We start from the raw sequence: 19,298 nt of genomic DNA on the forward strand, positions 1-19,298 counted from the left end.
TCCCTCCAGAGGTCACAGGCCGGGGCGTTCGCACGCCCCGGCCCAGGTTGTGACCGATCAGTAGCGCTCGACAGCCGGCGGGGTGGTGAAGAACTTCCCGAACTCGCCGAAGTTGGCGTCGATGGCCTTCTTCCAGCTGCCGTCCGTGAACATCTTCTCGACGGCCGCGTTGACCTTGTCGCGGGTCGCCTTGTCGTCCAGCTTCAGGCCGATGCCGTACTTCTCCTCGGAGAAGGGCTTGCCGACGAGGCGGAACTTGCCGGGGGACTGGGTGGCGAAGCCGGCCAGGATCGTCGCGTCGGTGGAGATCGCGTCGACCTGCTTGTTCTCCAGCAGCGGCAGGCAGGCGCCGTAGCCCTGCTGCTCGGTGAGGAAGCCGCTCTTCCACTCGTCGCCGAACTTCTCGACCAGGCGGGCGGGGGAGGAGGAACCCTGGGCGCCACAGACCTTCTTGGTCTTGAGGTCCTCGACGCTGTTGATCGTGGTGTCGTCCGCCCGGGTCAGGATGTCCTGGCCGGTGACCAGGTACGGGCCGGCGAAGGCGACCTTCTTCTTGCGGTCGTCGGTGATCGAGTAGGTGGCGATCACGGCGTTGACCTGGCCCTGCTGGATGAAAGACTCGCGGTTGGCCGAGATGGCCTCCTTGAACTCAATCTTGTCGTCCGTGTAGCCGAGCTCCTTGGCGACATACCTGGCCACGTCGACGTCGAAGCCCTTGAAGGAGCCGTCGGGCTGCTTCTGGCCGAGGCCGGGCTGGTCGACCTTGATGCCCACGACGAACTTGTCGCTTCCGCCGCCGGCGTCGTCACCACATGCGGTCAGACCGGCCATCGCCGCCGCGGCCGCGATCACCACGGCTCCAATACGACGTACACGCATTCTTGCTACCTCGTCTTTCGTCAGGGACATATCAGGGATGGAGCAGAGCCGTCAGTGCGTGAGGATCTTGGAGAGGAAGTCCTTGGCCCGGCCGGTCTTGGCGTTGGTGAAGAACTCCTCGGGGGTGTTCTCCTCCACGATCTGGCCCTCGGCCATGAACACCACGCGGTTCGCCGCGCGGCGGGCGAAGCCCATCTCGTGGGTGACGACCATCATCGTCATGCCCTCCTGGGCGAGACCGATCATGACGTCGAGCACCTCCTGGACCATCTCCGGGTCGAGTGCCGAGGTCGGCTCGTCGAACAGGATCATCTTGGGGTCCATGGCCAGGGCGCGGGCGATCGCCACGCGTTGCTGCTGGCCCCCCGAGAGCTGCGCGGGATACTTCGACGCCTGGGCGCCGATGCCGACCCGCTCCAGCAACTCCATTCCCCGCCGTTCCGCCTCGCCCTTCGCGATGCCCCGGACCTTGATCGGTCCGAGGGTGACGTTCTCGAGGATCGTCTTGTGGGCGAACAGGTTGAAGGACTGGAACACCATCCCGACCTCGGACCTCAGCTTGGCCAGGGTCTTGCCCTCCACCGCGAGCGGCTGCCCGTCGAAGGTGATGGTCCCCTCGTCGATGGCCTCCAGCCGGTTGATCGTCCGGCAGAGGGTCGACTTGCCGCCGCCCGATGGGCCGATGACGACGAGGACCTCACCGCGGGAGATCGTCAGGTTGATGTCCCGAAGGACGTGCAGGCTGCCGAAGTGCTTGTTGACGCCTTCAAGCACGACCAGAGGAGTCTTGTCCCCGTTCTCCGTCATGGTGGACAACGTAATTCTGTAAAGGGCACCTGAGGCTAACCCTGCGGTACCGATCAGATCACGGCCTGCTCACACCTTGATCATCAAATCCTGCTCAGAGCCTCCGGGTCAACCCTGAACGCGAACGGTTCCGTCAGGTTCACGGTCGTTCCGGTGGCGACACGGTGAATGAGCTGATAGTCGTCGTTCTCGTCGAGGGCGTACGTGAAGATCACCGGAAGTTCGTCGGAGCCCTGCCCGCGGAACGGCCTCGTCTCGACGCGCCAGAAGTGGGGTATCCCGGCCTCCGCGTACTTCACCGGTTTGACGATCCGGTCCATGGCCGTGGTGGACCTGTAGACGATCTCCACGACGAGGTGGGCCCATTCGGGGTCGACGACCTGGGCGCCGTCACGGATCGGTTTCCGTTCCACCACCATGACGTCCGGGATGACGCCCGGCCGGGAGTCGAGGAGCAGCCCGGTGCCGGTGACGACCATCAACTCCTCGGGGGCGGCGTCCTCCAGGAAACGGCGAAGCCGGTCGCCGATCCACTGGTGCTGGGCGGATGGGGCAGGAGACACGATGAGGCTCCCGTCGATGAGCTCGTAGCGGCCGCCGTCATCGCGGGAGTTGAGCTCGAACCATTCGTCGACGCCGAGTTCGAAACGTTCGTCGACGCTGAGTGCGCCGGGGGTCTCCCGGATGCCCGCCGCCGGGACCGCGGTGTTCCGCGGCTTCTTGCGCGGCTTCTTGGCGGGCTTCTTGGCCTTCACCGGGGCCTCCGAGGTCTGCACGAGCATCGCCATCGTGGCTCACCACTCTCAGCTGTCGGTCGAGTCCTAATTCTCGCATGCGGCTTCGGGGCCCCAGCTCAGCGAAGCAATTGACTGTGGGTGACCGAACGATTACTCGAAGCCCGACGGGGTGAGGGCGTACCTGAAGGTTCGGCGGAGCGCCTACCCTTGTCGTGAGATGACTGCCACCGTGGAGAGCGCCCGCACGTACGAGGTCCGTACCTATGGGTGCCAGATGAACGTGCACGACTCCGAGCGCCTGTCGGGCCTCCTGGAGGACGCCGGATACGTCCCGGCCTCCCAGGGGGAGACGGCCGACGTGGTCGTGTTCAACACCTGTGCCGTGCGGGAGAACGCCGACAACAAGCTTTACGGCAACCTCGGCCACCTGCGCCCCTCGAAGCTGGGCAACCCCGGCATGCAGATCGCCGTGGGCGGCTGCCTGGCGCAGAAGGACCAGGGGGAGATCGTCCGCAGGGCGCCCTGGGTGGACGTGGTGTTCGGCACCCACAACATCGGCTCGCTGCCGGTGCTGCTGGAGCGGGCGCGCGTCCGGCGGGAGGCCCAGGTCGAGATCAAGGAATCCCTGGAGACCTTCCCGAGCACGCTGCCGACCAAGCGCGAGTCCGCCTACGCCGCCTGGGTCTCGGTCTCGGTGGGGTGCAACAACACCTGCACGTTCTGCATCGTGCCCGCCCTGCGCGGCAAGGAGAAGGACCGCCGCCCCGGCGACGTCCTCAACGAGGTGCGCACCCTGGTCGACCAGGGCGTGCTGGAGATCACCCTCCTCGGCCAGAACGTCAACACCTACGGCGTGGAGTTCGGCGACCGGCTCGCCTTCGGCAAGCTGCTGCGGGCCTGCGGCGACATCGAGGGCCTGGAGCGGGTCCGCTTCACCAGCCCGCACCCGGCGGCGTTCACCGACGACGTCATCGCGGCCATGGCCGAGACGCCCAACGTGATGCACCAGCTCCACATGCCGCTGCAGTCGGGCTCCGACCGGGTCCTCAAGGCCATGCGCCGCTCCTACCGGGCCGAGCGCTACCTGGGCATCATCGAGCGGGTCCGCGCGGCCATGCCCGACGCGGCGATCTCCACCGACATCATCGTGGGCTTCCCCGGCGAGACCGAGGAGGACTTCCAGGGCACCCTCGACGTGGTGCGCGAGTCGCGGTTCGCCAACGCCTTCACGTTCCAGTACTCCATCCGGCCCGGCACCCCCGCCGCCACCATGGACCACCAGATTCCCAAGGAGGTCGTGCAGGAGCGCTACGAGAGGCTCGTCGCCCTGCAGACCGAGATCTCCTGGGCGGAGAACAAGAAGCAGGTCGGCCGGACGCTCGACGTGCTGGTCGCCGAGGGCGAGGGCCGCAAGGACGAGGCGACCCACCGCATGTCCGGCCGGGCCCCCGACAACCGCCTGGTGCACTTCACCCCCGGCGCCGAGGCCCCGCGCCCCGGTGACGTGGTGAGCGCCGAGGTCACGTACGCGGCGCCGCACCACCTGGTCGCCGACGGTCCCGCGCTGAGGCTGCGCCGCACCCGCGCGGGCGACGCCTGGGCCGCCCGCCAGGGCGCCCCGGCCGGAGCCGGTCCCGGGGTCATGCTCGGCATGCCCTCGATCGGCCGTCCCGCCCCGCTCCCCGACGCCTCGGGCTGCTCCGTCTCCTGAGGTCCCGCCCCTCGTACGCCCCGCCGGAAACGCCTCTCCCGGGTTTTCTCCTCTGATTCGGGGGAGGTTTTCCGGGAGCCGTTCGAGGACGCTTGCCCGCGTGGCGCATCCCATGATCGAACAGCTGGAATCCCTTGTGGCGGCGGCGATTTCGGCGGTCTCACCGTCCCTGCCAGGGGGTATGCGCGCGGCGCCGTCACGGGTTCCTCAAAGGATGATATTTCGTGATTCGCCTGTGATTGATGTGCAAGCGTTTCCCTGCTGTGGCTACTGTGGTTCGGCACCCTCGGAAGCCGTGGAGGTTTCCCCCCGAGAGCCGCAGGGAGTTTTTCCTCATGCACGTCCCTCCATCCCCGGGCAGTCCCGGAGAACCAGAGATCCTCACCGGCCCCGCCGATGAGCCCAGGAAGCCTCGCAAGCGCAAGCCCCAGCGGATGAACGGCCTGGCCATAGCCGTCTTCTCCGTCCTCGCCGCCGCCATCGTGGGCGGAGGCGCCGTCTTCGCCTTCATGAACGCCGGACGCGACGACCCCCGGGTGCCGCCGGCGCCGGACAGCGCCCAGGAAGCCTCCCAGGAGGCCGGACCGGACCGGAACCCGCCGCAGCCCGGGAAACAGGAGTCGGAGAAGGGGGCGGACGCCGCCTCCGGAGCCGACGACACCTCCACCGGAGGCGACGACACCGGCGCCGGTAACGGCTCCGGTGGCGGTTCCGGCTCCGGCGGGACGGACGAGGGCGAGCCCGGAGGCGAGTCGGCCGCCGGGAAGCCCTCGAAGAACAAGCCGTCGAAGCAGCCGCAGAGCGGCCCGCAGCAGGACTCCCCCGAGGACGACCCCGCAGGCTACGTCCATCCCCAGGGGCCCATCGGCGGTTACTGACCGGGATCCGCCGGAGGCGACCGGCGCGCGGGGCACGGTGAGAGGATCACCGTGCCCCGGCGCGTTTTCCGCACCCCGTACGCCTGTCATCCCGTACGGCCCTCGTCCCGCGCGGCCGTTCTCGCCCTGGGACGGCGGGGCGGTGCCCGGGGAGGGCTCGGTTAGTCTGGCGAGGTGCTTGTCGCCGCGGCAGTGTGCCCGCATCCCCCGCTGCTGGTCCCCGAACTGGCCGGGGCCGCGGCCTCGGAGCTCGACGACCTCAGGACGGCCTGCTCGGCCGCGATCGGGGCGCTGCGCGACGCCGGGGCCGACGAGATCGTGGTGGTGGGAGGCGCGGACCGGAGCGCGGCGTACGGCGCCGAGGCCGCCGGGAGCCTCGCGCCCTGGGGTGTCGACGTCCGGAGCGGCGAGGGGGAACCCGTCCTGCCGCTGTCCCTGACGGTCGGCCGCCGGCTCCTCGAAGGAGAGGGCCTGGCCGCCTCGGGATTCCACGCGATCCCCTTCGACGCGACCCCGGGGGAGTGCGCGGCCCTGGGGGAGCGGCTCGCGGCCACGGCCGGTCGCGTGGCGATGCTCGTCATGGCCGACGGCTCGGCCTGCCTCACCGAGAAGTCCCCCGGATACCTGGACCCGCGCGCGAAACCGTACGACAGGGCGATCGTCGAGGCGCTCGCCCGTGCCGAGGTCCCGGCGCTCGACCCCGCGGAGGCCGCCGAGCTGTGGGTGGCGGGCCGCGCGGCCCTGCAGGTCCTGGGCGGGTGCGGAGGTGCCTTGCGCGGCGAGATCCTCTACGACGACGCGCCCTACGGCGTCGGCTACTTCGCCGCCCGCTGGACGGAGTGATCCGCCGCGGTGGCTACGGTGGCGGTCGAGGTGGGAAACCCGCGAAGGAGGCACGAGAGCGATGGCGGGAGGCGTGGCGTTCGGGAGCGTTCCGACGCGGCTGGGGGACATGGTCGTCGCCGTGACCGAGGACGGGGTGGCGAGCGTGGGATGGGGTGACCTGTCCAGGTTCAGGGCCCGCCTGCTCGATCGGCTCGGGCTGGAGGAGGCGGACGACCCCGGCAGGACGGCGGCCGTGCTCGGCGAGCTGGGCGACTACTACGAGGGCAGGCTGAAGGTCTTCGAGGCGCCGGTGGACTGGCGGCTGACCTCGCCGGTGCAGCGCAGGGTGCTCGGCACGCTCTACGAGACGGTCCCGTACGGCAAGGTGGTGACCTACGGCGAGCTGGCGGCCCGCAGCGGGACGGGTGTTCCGGCGCGGGCCATCGGGTCGATCATGGGAGCCAACCCGGTCCCCGTCATCGTGCCGTGCCACCGGGTGGTCGCCGGGAACGGGCTCGGCGGGTTCAGCGGTGGCGACGGCGTGGAGTCGAAGCGCTGGCTGCTGACCCTGGAGGGCTACCTGCAGCCGATGCTCGACTGGGACTGACAGGGACCGGCCTCGCCGGTCGCCTACGGTCCGTAAGGCGGCGGCGTGGTGCCGGGCTGGCCGGGACCGGAGGTGCCGTCGTCCCGGCCGGAGGGCGTCGAGCGTCCGGGCGCGTGTGTCGTGCCCGGCTGGGTGGTGGTCGTGCCCGGCTGGGTGGCGCCCGGCTGGGCGGTGTCCGGCTCGTCGATCTTGTCGGCCATCTCCCTGGCCTTCTGCGCGGCCGTTTCGACGGTCCGGGCGTGCTTTCCGCCCAGCTTCTGCTTGGCGATCCGTTCCGCCTTGTCGATGCCCTGTTTGGCGAGTTCTTCGGTCTTGGCGTTGCCGCCCAGCATGTGCTTGACCTTGTCGAGGATCGACATGGTGAATCCCCCAATTCCGATGCGAGGACGCATCGCCTCTCATCCATACCCGGGGAGTTGGCAGACTTACCCCGTGCCTCAGCTACCCGTCATCGCCGTCGTCGGCCCGACCGCGGCCGGAAAGTCCGACCTGGCCGTGGATCTCGCCCTCGAACTGGGGGGCGAGGTGATCAACACCGACTCCATGCAGCTTTACCAAGGAATGGACATCGGGACGGCGAAACTCTCCGTGGCGGAGCGCAGGGGGGTGCCCCACCACCTGCTGGACATCTGGGACGTGACCAGGGCCGCCAGCGTGGCCGAGTACCAATCGCTGGCCCGGCCGATCATCGACGGCCTGCGGGCCAAGGGGATCGTGCCGATCCTGGTGGGCGGATCCGGGCTGTACGTGCGGGCCGCCCTGGACGACCTGGAGTTCCCCGGCACCGATCCGGAGGTCCGCGCCCGGCTGGAGTCCGAACTCGACCTTCGCGGCCCGGGACCGCTGTACGAGCGGCTCCGCGAGCGCGACCCGAAGGCCGCCGAGACCATCCTCCCGGGCAACGGGCGCAGGATCGTCAGGGCCCTGGAGGTCATCGAGATCTCCGGACGGCCGTTCTCGGCCACGATGCCGTCGTACGACGCCGTCTACGACAGCGTCCAGCTGGGGGTGGAGGTGCCCAGGGAGGTGCTGGACGCCCGGGTCGAGTCGCGGGTCGACCACATGTGGCGGGCCGGGCTGGTCGACGAGGTCAGGGAACTGGCCGCGCGCGGGCTCGCCGAGGGCCGTACGGCCAGCCGCGCCCTCGGGTACGCGCAGGTGCTGAACTTCCTCGGCGGCGGGTGCACCGAGGAGGAGGCGAGGCAGGAGACGGTACGGGCGACGCGCAGGTTCGTCCGCCGCCAGGAGTCGTGGTTCCGCCGCGATCCCCGCGTGATCTGGCTTCCCCAGCGGGAACCGGATCTCCTCGGCCGCGCGCTCGCCGCGATTCGCGGCTGACCGCTCCCCGGACCGGCGGCCGGTGGGTGGTTCAGGGAGCGCGGACGGGCGGGCGGCGGGGGCCCGGGAGTGTCTGGATAGAGTTGGTCCCATGCGATTCGCGAAGGGACACGGCACCGAGAACGACTTCGTCATCCTCCCCGACCCGGACGGTGAGCTGGAGTTGTCCGCGACGATCGTGGCGGCGGTGTGCGACCGGCGTGCGGGGATCGGCGCCGACGGCGTGCTGCGCGTGACCCGGACGAAGCTCAGCCCGGAGGTGTCCGACCAGGCCGGCGAGGCCGAGTGGTTCATGGACTACCGCAACGCCGACGGCGGCGTCGCCGAGATGTGCGGCAACGGGACGCGGGTCTTCGCCCGCTACCTGGTCGACACGGGTCTCGCCGCGCCGGGGGAGTTCGGCATCGCGACCAGGGGTGGCGTCAAGCGGGTGCGGCTGGCGGAGACGGGTGACGTGACCGTCGAGATGGGCCCGCCCCGGGTGCTGGGTTCGAGCCGCGCGACCGTCGCCGGCCACGAGTACGAGGGCCTCCACGTCAACATGGGCAATCCCCACCTGGCCTGCGTCATCGGCGACCCGGTGGCCCAGCTCGACCTGAGCCACCAGCCCGCGTTCGACCCCGAGGTGTTCCCCAGCGGGGTCAACATCGAGCTGCTCAATCCGGTGGGCCCGCGCCGGGTCGTCATGCGGGTCTTCGAGCGCGGCTCGGGCGAGACCAGGTCCTGCGGCACCGGCGCGGTCGCCTCGGCCGTGGCGGCCGCGCGGCTGACCGGTGAGACCAGCGGCACCTGGGCGGTGGAGGTGCTCGGAGGCACCGTCACCGTCACCCTCGACGAGCACACCAGCTACCTGGCCGGCCCGGCCGTCCTGGTCGCGTCCGGCGAGATCACGCTCTGAGGCGTACACGGGACCTGGGCCTCTCCCGGTCGCGTCCGGCGGGCTCAGGCCCCGAGGCGCGCGTCGGACCCGGGCCTCCTCCCGGTCGCGTCCGGTGGGCTCAGGCCCCGAGTCGTGTGCGGGAGCTTCGCCTTCCTTCCGGTCACGTCCGGCGATGTGACGCTCCGGGCCGTGCGCGGGAACCCGGCTTCTCCGCGGCCCGCGCGGTGTCGCCGTGAACGAGTCGCGCTCGCCGTGAACGAGTCGCGCTCGCCGCGGGCGCGTCGTGTTCGTTGCGAAAGAGTCGTGTCCGCCGTGGGCGCGTTGTGCCCGTCGTGAACGGGTCGTGTCCGCCATGGGTGCGTCGTGTCCGCCGAGGTCACGCTCAGGGGCGTACGGGTGAATCTTCCGTGACCCCCGCGGTGTCGCGGTGGGGCTCGCGTCCGGCGGGATCGCGCTCATCCGCACGTGCGCGGGGCCATAGCGTGAGGCCTCGGCGTTGCACGGGATCGTCAAGCTGTTTGGGGCATGCTCCCCGACCTGGCAGACTGACGTCTCATGGACGTGGACATCTGGGCCTGGGTGGGCGACACCCAGCGGCAACTGCATGAAGCAGGTAACACCGGTCTGGCTATGGCGATCGGAGATGTGCCCGCGCAGGCGCTGGAAGGCCGGTACGCGCAGCTCGACGTGCTCGCGCCCGCCATCGCGCAGCAGGCGGAGAACCTGCGGCTGCCCTGGCTGGAGTTCTACGCCCGCTACTGGCACCTGATCGGCCGCGTCGGCGACCGCGCGCAGGGGACGGTCGCGATCGCCGACGCCGAGACGCTGGTGGAGTTCACCGAGCGGGAGGACGTGCGGGAGTGCCCGGCCGTGCCCGGTGCCGTCGTGGCGCTGGCCATCGCGCGGGCGAACGCCGACGGTCCCGGTTACGCCGCCGAGCGGCTGGCCGCGCTCTCGGCCCTGGACGTCGAGCCGGACTCGCTGGCCTTCGCCTCCGTCGCCGAGCACTACGTCGCGGCGCTGGTCGACGCGGGCCGTGTCGACGAGGCCGTCGCGCACGCCGAGACCGCGGTGGCGGCGCTGGGCGGCGCGGGCCGCGAGGCGAGCTGGGAGCTGGGGGCCGCCTCGGCCCGCGCGCTGCTGGCCGCCGGCCGCGCCGAGGACGCGCTCACCGCGCTCGACGCCGCGACCGGTTTCAAGCCCGACGACCCGGTGGCCAAGGAACACCGCGAGGGAGTGCTCCGCGCGCTCGTGCTCGCCACCCTCGGTCGCGTGCAGGAGTCCGTCGACGCCCTGCCCGACCTCGACGTGGTGGGCGACCACCCCCGCGTCTGGGTGGAGTGGTCGCACGCCATCCGCGCGCTCGCCGGAACGGCGCAGATCACCAACACCTGGCAGCTGGGCCGGGTGCTCAAGCAGTGGATCGACTACTTCGCGATGATGGGCGGCTACCGCGCACGGGTCGAGCTGGCGCTCGTCGCGGGACACCTGGCGGTCGCGCGTCAGGGAGTCTGGCAGGCGCGCCTCCTGGCCGACCTGGCGGAGTCGGCGTCCGGTGAGCTCAGGAACCCCGGTGACGTCGCCAAGCGGATCGCCGAGCTGCGCGCCGCCGCGGACGACACCACCGCGCTCGCGGCCCCGAGCCCCGAGGCCGACCTGGTCGGCGCCTTCGACGCCGCCGACGGCTTCAACGCCGACCCGGAGCGCTGGGTGGGCTGGCTGGCCCCGCTGTCCGGCCGTGACGTGGAGGCCACCCGGCGCCACACCACCACGCTGGGCTTCCTCGGCTACCCGGCCACGGGCGCCGACATCTACTGGACCATGCTGGTCGAGTCCGGCGACATCGAGAACGCCGACCCGCAGGACGCGGCGTACCTCGGCGGCCTGCTGGTCGAGGCCCGCCAGGACGAGCGCCTGGAGCAGATGGCCGAGCGGCTGCCCGCCGCGCAGCGCCACCTGGTCCTGGGCCGCCTGTACACCGCGCGGGAGCGCTGGGAGCAGGCGGCGGCCGAGGGCGAGGCGGCGGCCGCCGCGGGCGCCGGCATCGAGGCGGCCCGCCTGTGGTCGGCCGCGGTGCAGCAGCTCGGCGACAACGCCAAGGGTGCGGGCATCCTGCGTGACCTCCTCGACTCCGGGGAGATCGAGCAGCAGGACGTCTGGCGGATGGTCGTCATGGCGACGGCCGCCGAGGACTGGGAGACCGTCCGCCTGGGTGCCGCCAAGATCGGGATGCCGCTGCAGTCGAGCGAGGGGCCGATCGAGGAGGAGATGGGCCTGGTGCGCATCATCCTTCCCGCCCCCGACGGCAGCCAGCGCCAGGTCCTGAGCGTGCGCACCGGCCCCGCGACCGCGCGCCTGGCCATCCCGCAGCCTCCCGGCATGGAGTACAACGCCGGAGACCTGGTCGTCTTCGAGCCGCAGCTGCTCGAGCCGATCCCGGAGAGCGCCGAGGAGCAGGAGAACTTCGTCCCGCCCTTCGCCGCGGTCAGCATGCTCCGCCCGGGTGGCTACACCAGCTGGTTCTTCGACGGCGCCGCTCCCAGCCAGGCCGACTGGACGGAGTTCAACGACGTCATGGCCGAGCGCGGCTGGCCGATGTGGGTCTACAGCGACGACAACTACACCGTGAACCACCCGACCTCGGGCGAGCCGCTGCCCGGCGTGTTCGGCTGGATCGCGGTCCCGCCGGACGTCAGCCCGGTCGAGCTCGACGCGCTTCTCGACGACGCCACCGAGCGCTGGGTGCACCCGCTGGCCTGGCTCGACCTGGCCAAGGCCGTCGACGTCGAGGTGGAGCGGCACGAGAGGATCACCAAGGAGTACGGCCTGTAGGACGGGCTCGCCACGGCCGCGCCCGGCGGGCCGTGGCGCCGTCCGCCCTCCGGAGGGGCTTCCCGTGCCACCCGTGGCCCGGGAAGCCGTACCCCTCCGTGGCCCGTCCGGATCACCGGGGACACAGGACGCCGCGTCGCCCGTGAGGGACACCCCTCACGGGCGATTCTCGTCGCGGTCACTAGAATCTCATTCGGCGCATTGGGTGGACGAAGGAGGATCCGGATGCTGGAACGATTCCGGCTGGACGGCAAGGTCGCGATCGTCACCGGAGCGTCCTCGGGGCTGGGGGTCGCGTTCGCGAGGGGCCTGGCCGAGGCGGGCGCGGACATCGTGATCGGTGCCCGCAGGAAGGACCGCCTTGAGGAGACCCGCGCCCTGGTCGAGGAGACCGGCAGGCGGTGCGTGGCCCTCGTCACCGACGTGACCAGGCCGGAGGACTGCCAGGCACTGGCCGAGGCGGCGGTGGCCGAGCTGGGCGCGGTGGACGTTCTGATCAACAACGCGGGTGTGGGCTCGGCGGTCCCGGCGCTGAGGGAGACGCCCGAGCAGTTCCGGCAGGTCGTGGACATCAACCTGCACGGCACCTACTGGATGGCGCAGGCCTGCGCCAGGCTCATGAGGCCGGGCTCCTCGATCGTCAACGTCGGGAGCATCCTGGGCGAGACGACCGCCGGGCTGCCGCAGGCCGCCTACAGTGCCTCCAAGGCGGGGGTCGTCGGCCTCACGCGCGATCTCGCCCAGCAGTGGACGGGACGGCGCGGCATCCGGGTCAACTGCGTCGAGCCGGGTTTCTTCGCCTCGGAGATGACCGACCAGTACGCCGAGAGCTATCTGGCCTGGCAGCTTGAGCACCGGGTGCTGATGAAGCGCGCCGGCGACCCGGCCGAGCTCGTCGCCGCCGCGATCTTCCTCGCCTCGGACGCCGCCTCGTACGTCACCGGTGCGGTGATCCCGGTCGACGGCGGGATCCTGATCACCTGATCACCTGCTCGCCTGGCCGCGGCGGTGGTGGAGACCTCCTCCCCGGGGGTCGGCGCGAGGCCGCGCGGCCGCGTGGCCTCGCGGGGGAGGAGGGGGCCGGTGGCGCGTCGGCGTCAGGGGAGCCAGTCGACGGCGTCGACGGTGTCGTCGGTCTCCAGCGACTCCTCCAGCGAGTGGTAGGGCGGCAGTATGCGATCGGTGCCGGAGTGGTCGATCAGCCGGACGGAGTAGCCGGTGTTGTTGATCCACGACGAGACGTTGTTCGCGGCGATGGAGGAGGGGGTGCCCGGCATCGGCACCTCGTTCAGGTCGATCGGGTAACCGGCGGGAACGCTGTATCCCGGCCCGTTGAAGCCGTAGTCGCGGTAGAGGCAGAGGCTGTTGAAGGCGCACTCGACGCTGTCGTCGAGCCGGACCACTCGCGAGGGCGGGGCGGGCACCCGCGGTTCGGCCGCCGAGGCCGCCGGGGCCGCCGAGGCCGAGGAGGCCGCGGCGGAACCGGACCCGGAGACCAGGATCAGGGTGGCCGCGGCACCGGCCAGCCCTGTCACGGTTCGTACGAGGTGGGGACGACGCGATGAGACCTGCCTCATGCGAATCCTCTCCGTAGCGAATTGCTCACCACCTGTGAGCGCTCCTGGTCATTAGAACACCATCACTTTACGTAGTCGATAGTCGCGCTGAGTGAATATTCGAGGGCGCGTGTTTTCGGGAGATCCGCGTCCTTCGTCTTCGGGTGGCGCACCCGTGATGGCCTTTGTGCAGGTCAAGTGAGAGATGTCGTCAAGGCGTGGATTGATGGGCCGGAAATTCCATCGTTCCCCCGAAGACTGCTTGAGGCTTTTAAGATTGAGAACGGTATCTGGGGTAATTTGCCGCTTCAGAGAGTGACGCGCGTGAGAGGTGGCATGGTGCGGGCTGCGCTGGTGCGAGGTGTGGTCGTCGCGACGATCGCGTTCACGGTGGCGGGCTGCGGCCCGATGCCGGACGGTGGTGTGGACGAAGGGACGCAGTCCTCCGGCGGGGGGCAGTCCGCGTCCGAGGCGCTCAAGGATCTGAGGAAACTCGAGGTCAAGGGGCGCGCCTCGATGACCGGGTTCGACCGCGACGAATTCGGTCCCGCCTGGTCGGACGTCGACGGGAACGGTTGTGACACCCGCAACGACATTCTCATTCGCGACCTGAAGGAAGAGGTCTTCAGGAAGGGCGAGGACGGCTGCGTCGTGCAGTCCGGAATTCTCGAGGACCCGTACAGCGGTAAGACCATCAAGTTCGAGCGCGGGACGCGGACCAGCATGGCGGTGCAGATCGATCACGTGATCGCGCTCGCCGACGCCTGGCAGAAGGGCGCCCAGCAGTGGTCCGCCTCGAAGCGGAAGGAGCTCGCCAACGACCCGCTGAACCTGCTGGCCGTGGACGGGCCGCTGAACGGCCAGAAGGGCGCCGGAGACGCGGCGACCTGGCTGCCGCCGCGCCGCGCCTACCGGTGCCCCTACGTCGAGCGTCAGATCAAGGTGAAGGTCAAGTACGACCTGTGGGTGACGTCCGGGGAGAAGGACGCCATGGAGGGCGTGCTCAAATCCTGCTGATCAGTCGTCGTAGTCGCGCTTCAGCTTGATGATCTTTCCGGTCTTCGCCGACACGTAGACGTCGTACTCCCAGGCGCCCTTGTGCAGCTCGACCTTCCAGGCCCGCTGGCCGTGCTCCCACTCGCGCTCGACCTTGCTCACGCGTGCGCCGGGAACGCGCTTCTTGGCGATCTGCACGGCCTTGCGGGAGGAGATGTACGCCGAGGTGGTGACCGGCGCGGCGGCCGTGCCCGTGGCGCCGGTCACGGTCGCACCGGTGGTGCCGGTGATGCCGGTGGCCGTGGTGGTCGCGGTGGCGGTGATCGCCGCGCTGTCCGTCTGCGCGGCGAGGGCGATACCACCTCCACCGATCAGGAGAGCGGCGGTTGCGAGGGTTCCGACGGTAATCCTGGTGATTCGTGTCATGTGTCAAGATTTGCGGAGACTTTGCTAGGGGCGCGCTAAGGGAGCGTTAATCCGGGGCGAGTCCGGCTCGCCACCGGATTCCGGCGCGTTTCCATGGGCCGATACGGTCGGTCCGTGTCAGGGGTCGGTCCGTGTCAGGGGTCGGTCCGTCCGGAATCGCTTTCGAGGCCGGGGCCAGGGTCGGGGCCCGCCCGCTCGGCCATGGACGCCCTGTGCTCGTCGGCCGCGGCCTGATGGCGATGTGTCAGGGCCTGGAGCCGGTGGGTCTCCGCGTCCCCGCTTCCCGCCGCCGCGGCCCGGTCGTGGCTCGCGGCCGCGTTCCTGTGAGCCTGGGCCGCCGATCTGTACCCGGCCACCGCGCGCTCCCTGGCCTGGTCGGCCCGCCGGCGCGCCTTTCCCAGTTGGGCGTGGGCCCGTTCGGTCCGTTCATCCCGTTCAACCTGGTCAGCCCGGTCAGCCCGTTGCTCGCGCGACGCGAGCGACGCGGCGGGCAAGGGAGTGGCGGAGGCCGAGAGCGACGGGGGCGGGGGCGACGTCGGCGTGGTCTCGCCGCGGGCGAGTTCCGATCGGCGCTCGGCGGCCTGCCCGGCTCGCTCGCCGGCCTGGGCGATGCGCTCGCGAGTGCGCTCGACCCACTGCCTCCGGGCCTCGTGACGTTCGTCCCGGGATTCGCCAAGGGTGTCCGGGCTGTCGTGGATCTCGGGATCGCCGGCCATATGGCTCGCCCTTCGTGGAGCCGCTGAAGCGGCCCGGCGGGATTCCGCCCCCTCCGGGAAGCGGAAAAGTCGTGACATCATGCTTTCCGCTGTGGTCACGGGTAACCGCGAGGGCGCCTGATCATCCGCCCGGTGATCCGGCCGCGGTGCGACTCAGCCGGACCCGGTGGGGAACGAGGGGGCGAGCGAGCGCGCCCGATCCGCCTTCACCCGGCGGAAGTGGTCGTCGCAGGCCATCCTCACCGCCGCCCGCATCGCGATGTGGACGTCCAGCCCGGCCTGGAGGGTGGCCATCCGGTCGTGGATCTCGGCCAGCGTCGCGCAGGTGGTCTGCGTCTGGAGGTGGAGGACCTCCAGGCGTGCCGCGGCCTCCCGTCGCAGGCGGGCGGCCCTTTCCAGCACGGGGTGCGCCGCGCGCTCGGCGGGCGGGTGTCCCGCGTCCCGCTGGGGAAGAAGGGCGGCGCGTTCCCGGGGCGCGGTGTTCTCCGGAACGGGAACGGGTGCGGTGCGCTCCCAGGGCGCCGTGTTCTCCGGAACGGTGCGCTCCCGGGAGGGCGTGTTCTCCGGAACGGGGGTGGTGCCCTCCCGGGGGGCCGTGCTTTCGGGATAGGCGGCGGTGCGCTCCGGCGGGGTGGTGTCCCGCGGGGAGAGCTCTTCCGGGGCGGGGATCCCGGTGCGCCGGGTGGCGTCCCGGTGGGTGCGGCGCCTGCCGCCGATGCGCCGCATGACCGGGGAGTGCCGCCGGGGGACCGGCGGGACCTCGGGGAAGTCGTCGATGCCGGAGGTGTCGACCAGGCCGGGGTGCTCGGGCTCCTGCGCTCCCCAGAGCACGGTGAACAGCCGGACCACGGTCGGGGAGGGGACGACGAACAGCTCTCCTCCGGCCGCGCGGAGGCCCTCGTGGATCCGCTCCAGCGCCCTGGCCCCGCTGACGTCGCAGAAAAGCAGCTCTCCGGCGTCCACGAGGATGTGTCGCGTGCCTCCGAGCATGAGTGACTCCAGCTCCGACTCCAACAGTCGGTAGTTGAAGGCGTCTATCTCGCCCATAACGGCCACCAGTGCCGTGTCACCATATTGGTGAATGATATACACCGACATATCCATATTGGCCATACCCTTCAAGGGTCTTTCAGAGGCCCCGCTGACAATCCTACGGTTCCCCAGTATGAATGGGTCCCGACGGGATAGAAGCTAAATGTGGCAGGTTCCAGCGGGCGTGATGTGGTGGTCGTCGCGGCTTCGGCCGGAGGTGTGGAGGCTCTGCGCGCCCTGCTCGCGCGGTTGCCCGGAGACCTCGCCGCCTCCATCCTGGTGGTGTTGCACCTGCCCCCCCGCGCGGGGAGTACTCTCGCGGGAATCCTCGACCGGGCCGGGCCGCTGAAGGCCGCCACCGCGGGAGACGGCGAGTCCCTGCGGCACGGCCGGGTCTACGTGGCGCCCCCGGACCGCCACCTCATGATCCAGAACGGCGAGATCCGGCTCTCGCGCGGCCCCCGCTACAACGGTCACCGGCCGGCCGCCGACCCGCTGTTCCTCAGCGCCGCGCTCGACGCGGGCTCCCGTACGCTCGCCGTCGTGCTGAGCGGCACGCTCGACGACGGGGCCAGGGGGGCCGCGGTGGTGGAGCGCCATCTCGGCGCGGTCGCCGTCCAGGACCCTCAGGCGAGCGCGTTCGACGGGATGCCCCGCGCCGCCCTCGCCGCGACGCGGAGCGCGGAGGCGCTCTCGGTGGAGGAGATCGCCGAATGGATCGTGCGGCAGAGCGGCACGCCCGCCGGGGACGAGGTTGTGAGGGATCCGAGCATCGAGAAAGAGGTCGCCCTCTACCTGTTGTCCGGCGAGATCGGCCCGTACGGGGGCGATCTCACCGGATTGAGCTGCCCGGAGTGCGGCGGGCCCGTGTACGAGGCGAAGAGCGGGGGCGAGGCCCACTACGGCTGCCGGGTCGGGCACGGGTGGTCCCCGCAGGGCATGGCCGCGAGCCAGGCCGAGGCCGTGGAGCGGGCCTTGTGGACGGCGACCCTGCGGCTGGAGGAGCGGCTGCGCATGCTGGAGCGCATGCTGGATCGCGCGCGGCTGCAGGGAAGGCGGCACTCGTCGCAGCGCCTGATGGAGGACGCCGAGCAGACCAGACAGGCGCTGGAGACGATGCGAATGCTACAAAGCCGCATCGACGGCACCGGCGACAGCCTTGCTCTCACGTAGCGGTCGGTAACGGGCCTAGGCTGGCAGTGTGATGCCCGGCGACGAACGTGAATTCGACGATCTCCTGCTCATGTTGAAGGAGACGCGTGGTTTCGATTTCACGGGTTACAAGCGCACCACCCTCATGCGCCGCATCAGCAGGCGTCTGGCTGCGCTGGAGCTCCGTGACTACGGTGAATACCGTGACTACCTGGAGTTGGAGCCCGAGGAGTTCAACCGCCTCTTCGACAGCCTGCTGATCAATGTCACCGCCTTCTTCCGCGATCCGGCCGCCTGGCAGACGCTCCGCGAGACCGTGATCCCCGCCCTGCTGGCGAGCAAGGGGCCGGGCAAGGTCATCCGGATCTGGAGCGCGGGCTGCGCGACGGGCGAGGAGGCCTACAGCCTCGCGATGGTGCTGGCCGAGCAGCTCGGCATGGACGAGTTCCGCGAGCGGGTGAAGATATACGCCACGGACCTCGACCAGAAGGCCCTCCAGACGGCGCGGGCGGCCGTCTACACCGAACGGCAGCTCGCCGACCTGCCGGAGGGGCTGCGTGAGACCTACTTCGAGCAGGTGGAGGCCGGTTTCGCGTTCCGGCGCGACCTGCGACGCCAGCTGATCTTCGGTCGCAACGACCTCACGCGAGACGCGCCGATCTCCCGGGTCGACCTCCTGCTGGCCCGCAACACGCTGATGTACTTCAACAGCGAGACCCAGCTCAGCATCGTGCGCCGGTTCCACTTCGCGCTCTCCGACCCCGGTTTCCTCTTCCTGGGCAAGGCGGAGATGTTGCTGAACCACGGTGACAAGTTCGAGCCGGTGAACCTCCGGATGAGGCTGTTCAAGAAGATCGGATCGCCGCCGCCCGGTAACCGCGCCAACTGGTCCCCGGGCGCGGGGGTGTCGCAGGCCCGCCCGCACGTGCGGCACACGGTGCTGCAGGCGGCGGCGCTCTCCACCGGCCCGGTCGCGCAGATCGCGCTCGACCGCTCCAGGAACCTCGCCCTGGCGAACTCGCGCGCCGAGCTGCTCTTCAACCTCAACCCACGTGACATCGGGCGGCCGTTCCAGGACCTGGAGGTGTCCTACCGGCCGGTCGAGCTCCGCTCGGTGATCGATCAGGTGGAGCTGGACCTGCGCGTCGCCGAGCTGCAGGACGTCACCTGGCACCGGCCGAACACGCCGGAGCCGAGCGTTTTCGACATCGCCGTCGTACCGCTCATGGAACCGGGCGGCGAGCTGGTCGGCGTCGGCGTCAACTTCCACGACGTGACGCGCTACCGCCAGCTCCGCGACCGGCTGGAGCAGACGAACCGGGAGCTGGAGCACGCCTACGAGGAGCTGCAGTCGACCAACGAGGAGCTGGAGACCACCAACGAGGAACTGCAGTCCACGAACGAGGAGCTGGAGACCACCAACGAGGAGCTCCAGTCCACGAACGAGGAGCTGGAGACGATGAACGAGGAGCTGCAGTCGACCAACGACGAGCTCCAGCAGATCAACGACACTTTGAACTCCCGCAGCGACGAGCTCAGGCGGGCCACCCTCCTCGTCTCCTCGGTGGTACGCAGCCTCGGCGACGCCGTGACCGTGATCGACACCGACCTGCGGGTGCTGGTCTGGAGCCCGGGGGCCGAGGAGCTGTGGGGGCTCCGCGCCGACGAGGCGATCGGCTGCCGGCTCGCCTCCCTCGACATCGGCCTTCCCGTCGGGGAGCTGCTGACCAGGGCGCAGCGGATGCTGGAGACGGGGCCCGAGCCGGGGAACGGCCACGACGACGGAGTCACCCTGGACGGCGTGAACCGGAGGGGACGCCCCGCCCGGCTCAGCGTCGAGTTCTCCCGCCTGCACGCCGAGGACATGTCACCTCACGGAGTGATCATGGTGATGAACCTTCTCCAGCAGGAGCAGGACTAGCCCCG

General features: G+C 70.4%; 19 protein-coding genes. 11 read left to right on the forward strand and 8 right to left on the reverse strand.

Going from position 1 to position 19,298, the window contains the following annotated elements:
- Positions 1 to 57: 57 nt before the first annotated feature.
- The 3 genes from AC5L38_RS12815 to AC5L38_RS12825 form a co-directional block, all read right to left on the reverse strand.
- Positions 58 to 879, reverse strand: coding sequence for a glutamate ABC transporter substrate-binding protein (locus AC5L38_RS12815; protein WP_495242983.1), 822 nt, complete (start codon positions 877 to 879; stop codon positions 58 to 60).
- Positions 880 to 930: 51 nt separating this feature from the next.
- Positions 931 to 1,686, reverse strand: coding sequence for an amino acid ABC transporter ATP-binding protein (locus tag AC5L38_RS12820; RefSeq protein WP_495242984.1), 756 nt, complete (start codon positions 1,684 to 1,686; stop codon positions 931 to 933).
- 83 nt (positions 1,687 to 1,769) lie between these two features.
- Positions 1,770 to 2,474, reverse strand: coding sequence for a Uma2 family endonuclease (locus tag AC5L38_RS12825; protein WP_495242985.1), 705 nt, complete (start codon positions 2,472 to 2,474; stop codon positions 1,770 to 1,772).
- A gap of 166 nt (positions 2,475 to 2,640) precedes the next feature.
- Here AC5L38_RS12825 and miaB point away from each other — a divergent pair, with 166 nt between their 5' ends.
- The 4 genes from miaB to AC5L38_RS12845 all read left to right on the forward strand — a co-directional run bounded on the left by miaB (position 2,641) and on the right by AC5L38_RS12845 (position 6,444).
- Entirely contained in the window at positions 2,641 to 4,134 is a 1,494-nt protein-coding gene (gene miaB / locus AC5L38_RS12830) for a tRNA (N6-isopentenyl adenosine(37)-C2)-methylthiotransferase MiaB (protein WP_495242986.1), read from the forward strand.
- A 335-nt stretch (positions 4,135 to 4,469) separates the two neighbouring features.
- A complete protein-coding gene (locus tag AC5L38_RS12835; protein ID WP_495242987.1) occupies positions 4,470 to 5,012 on the forward strand; it encodes a hypothetical protein in 543 nt (180 codons plus the stop codon).
- 174 nt (positions 5,013 to 5,186) lie between these two features.
- On the forward strand, positions 5,187 to 5,855 hold the full coding sequence (locus AC5L38_RS12840; RefSeq protein ID WP_495242988.1) for a class III extradiol dioxygenase subunit B-like domain-containing protein: 669 nt from the start codon (positions 5,187 to 5,189) through the stop codon (positions 5,853 to 5,855).
- Between the two features lie 61 nt (positions 5,856 to 5,916).
- Entirely contained in the window at positions 5,917 to 6,444 is a 528-nt protein-coding gene (locus AC5L38_RS12845; RefSeq protein ID WP_495242989.1) for a methylated-DNA--[protein]-cysteine S-methyltransferase, read from the forward strand.
- A gap of 23 nt (positions 6,445 to 6,467) precedes the next feature.
- Here AC5L38_RS12845 and AC5L38_RS12850 read toward each other — a convergent pair whose 3' ends face one another.
- The gene (locus AC5L38_RS12850) at positions 6,468 to 6,803 is read right to left on the reverse strand and encodes an antitoxin (protein WP_495242990.1); all 336 of its coding nucleotides are present in this window, start codon (positions 6,801 to 6,803) and stop codon (positions 6,468 to 6,470) included.
- Between the two features lie 73 nt (positions 6,804 to 6,876).
- Between AC5L38_RS12850 and miaA the strand changes: the two genes are divergently transcribed.
- The 4 genes from miaA to AC5L38_RS12870 all read left to right on the forward strand — a co-directional run bounded on the left by miaA (position 6,877) and on the right by AC5L38_RS12870 (position 12,478).
- Positions 6,877 to 7,782, forward strand: coding sequence for a tRNA (adenosine(37)-N6)-dimethylallyltransferase MiaA (gene miaA / locus AC5L38_RS12855; protein ID WP_495242991.1), 906 nt, complete (start codon positions 6,877 to 6,879; stop codon positions 7,780 to 7,782).
- A 91-nt stretch (positions 7,783 to 7,873) separates the two neighbouring features.
- Positions 7,874 to 8,680, forward strand: coding sequence for a diaminopimelate epimerase (gene dapF, locus AC5L38_RS12860; protein ID WP_495242992.1), 807 nt, complete (start codon positions 7,874 to 7,876; stop codon positions 8,678 to 8,680).
- 537 nt (positions 8,681 to 9,217) lie between these two features.
- A complete protein-coding gene (locus AC5L38_RS12865; RefSeq protein ID WP_495242993.1) occupies positions 9,218 to 11,494 on the forward strand; it encodes a tetratricopeptide repeat protein in 2,277 nt (758 codons plus the stop codon).
- 225 nt (positions 11,495 to 11,719) lie between these two features.
- The gene (locus AC5L38_RS12870; RefSeq protein WP_495242994.1) at positions 11,720 to 12,478 is read left to right on the forward strand and encodes an SDR family NAD(P)-dependent oxidoreductase; all 759 of its coding nucleotides are present in this window, start codon (positions 11,720 to 11,722) and stop codon (positions 12,476 to 12,478) included.
- A 113-nt stretch (positions 12,479 to 12,591) separates the two neighbouring features.
- Here AC5L38_RS12870 and AC5L38_RS12875 read toward each other — a convergent pair whose 3' ends face one another.
- Positions 12,592 to 13,071 carry a peptidase inhibitor family I36 protein gene (locus AC5L38_RS12875; RefSeq protein ID WP_495242995.1) on the reverse strand — a complete coding sequence of 160 codons (480 nt, stop codon included), beginning with the start codon at positions 13,069 to 13,071 and terminating at the stop codon, positions 12,592 to 12,594.
- 303 nt (positions 13,072 to 13,374) lie between these two features.
- Between AC5L38_RS12875 and AC5L38_RS12880 the strand changes: the two genes are divergently transcribed.
- Positions 13,375 to 14,067, forward strand: coding sequence for an HNH endonuclease family protein (locus AC5L38_RS12880; protein WP_495242996.1), 693 nt, complete (start codon positions 13,375 to 13,377; stop codon positions 14,065 to 14,067).
- On the opposite strand, the gene AC5L38_RS12885 is transcribed toward AC5L38_RS12880, so the two are convergent.
- The 3 genes from AC5L38_RS12885 to AC5L38_RS12895 form a co-directional block, all read right to left on the reverse strand.
- Positions 14,068 to 14,472 carry a PepSY domain-containing protein gene (locus tag AC5L38_RS12885; protein ID WP_495242997.1) on the reverse strand — a complete coding sequence of 135 codons (405 nt, stop codon included), beginning with the start codon at positions 14,470 to 14,472 and terminating at the stop codon, positions 14,068 to 14,070. It lies immediately after the preceding gene.
- Positions 14,473 to 14,606: 134 nt separating this feature from the next.
- On the reverse strand, positions 14,607 to 15,188 hold the full coding sequence (locus AC5L38_RS12890; protein WP_495242998.1) for a hypothetical protein: 582 nt from the start codon (positions 15,186 to 15,188) through the stop codon (positions 14,607 to 14,609).
- Positions 15,189 to 15,341: 153 nt separating this feature from the next.
- Entirely contained in the window at positions 15,342 to 16,301 is a 960-nt protein-coding gene (locus tag AC5L38_RS12895; protein WP_495242999.1) for an STAS domain-containing protein, read from the reverse strand.
- Positions 16,302 to 16,385: 84 nt separating this feature from the next.
- Between AC5L38_RS12895 and AC5L38_RS12900 the strand changes: the two genes are divergently transcribed.
- Entirely contained in the window at positions 16,386 to 17,393 is a 1,008-nt protein-coding gene (locus tag AC5L38_RS12900; RefSeq protein WP_495243000.1) for a chemotaxis protein CheB, read from the forward strand.
- A gap of 31 nt (positions 17,394 to 17,424) precedes the next feature.
- Complete coding sequence (locus AC5L38_RS12905) at positions 17,425 to 19,293, forward strand: CheR family methyltransferase (RefSeq protein WP_495243001.1); 1,869 nt, start codon at positions 17,425 to 17,427, stop codon at positions 19,291 to 19,293.
- Positions 19,294 to 19,298 lie beyond the last annotated feature (5 nt).

This window comes from Streptosporangium nanhuense (genome assembly GCF_059358815.1).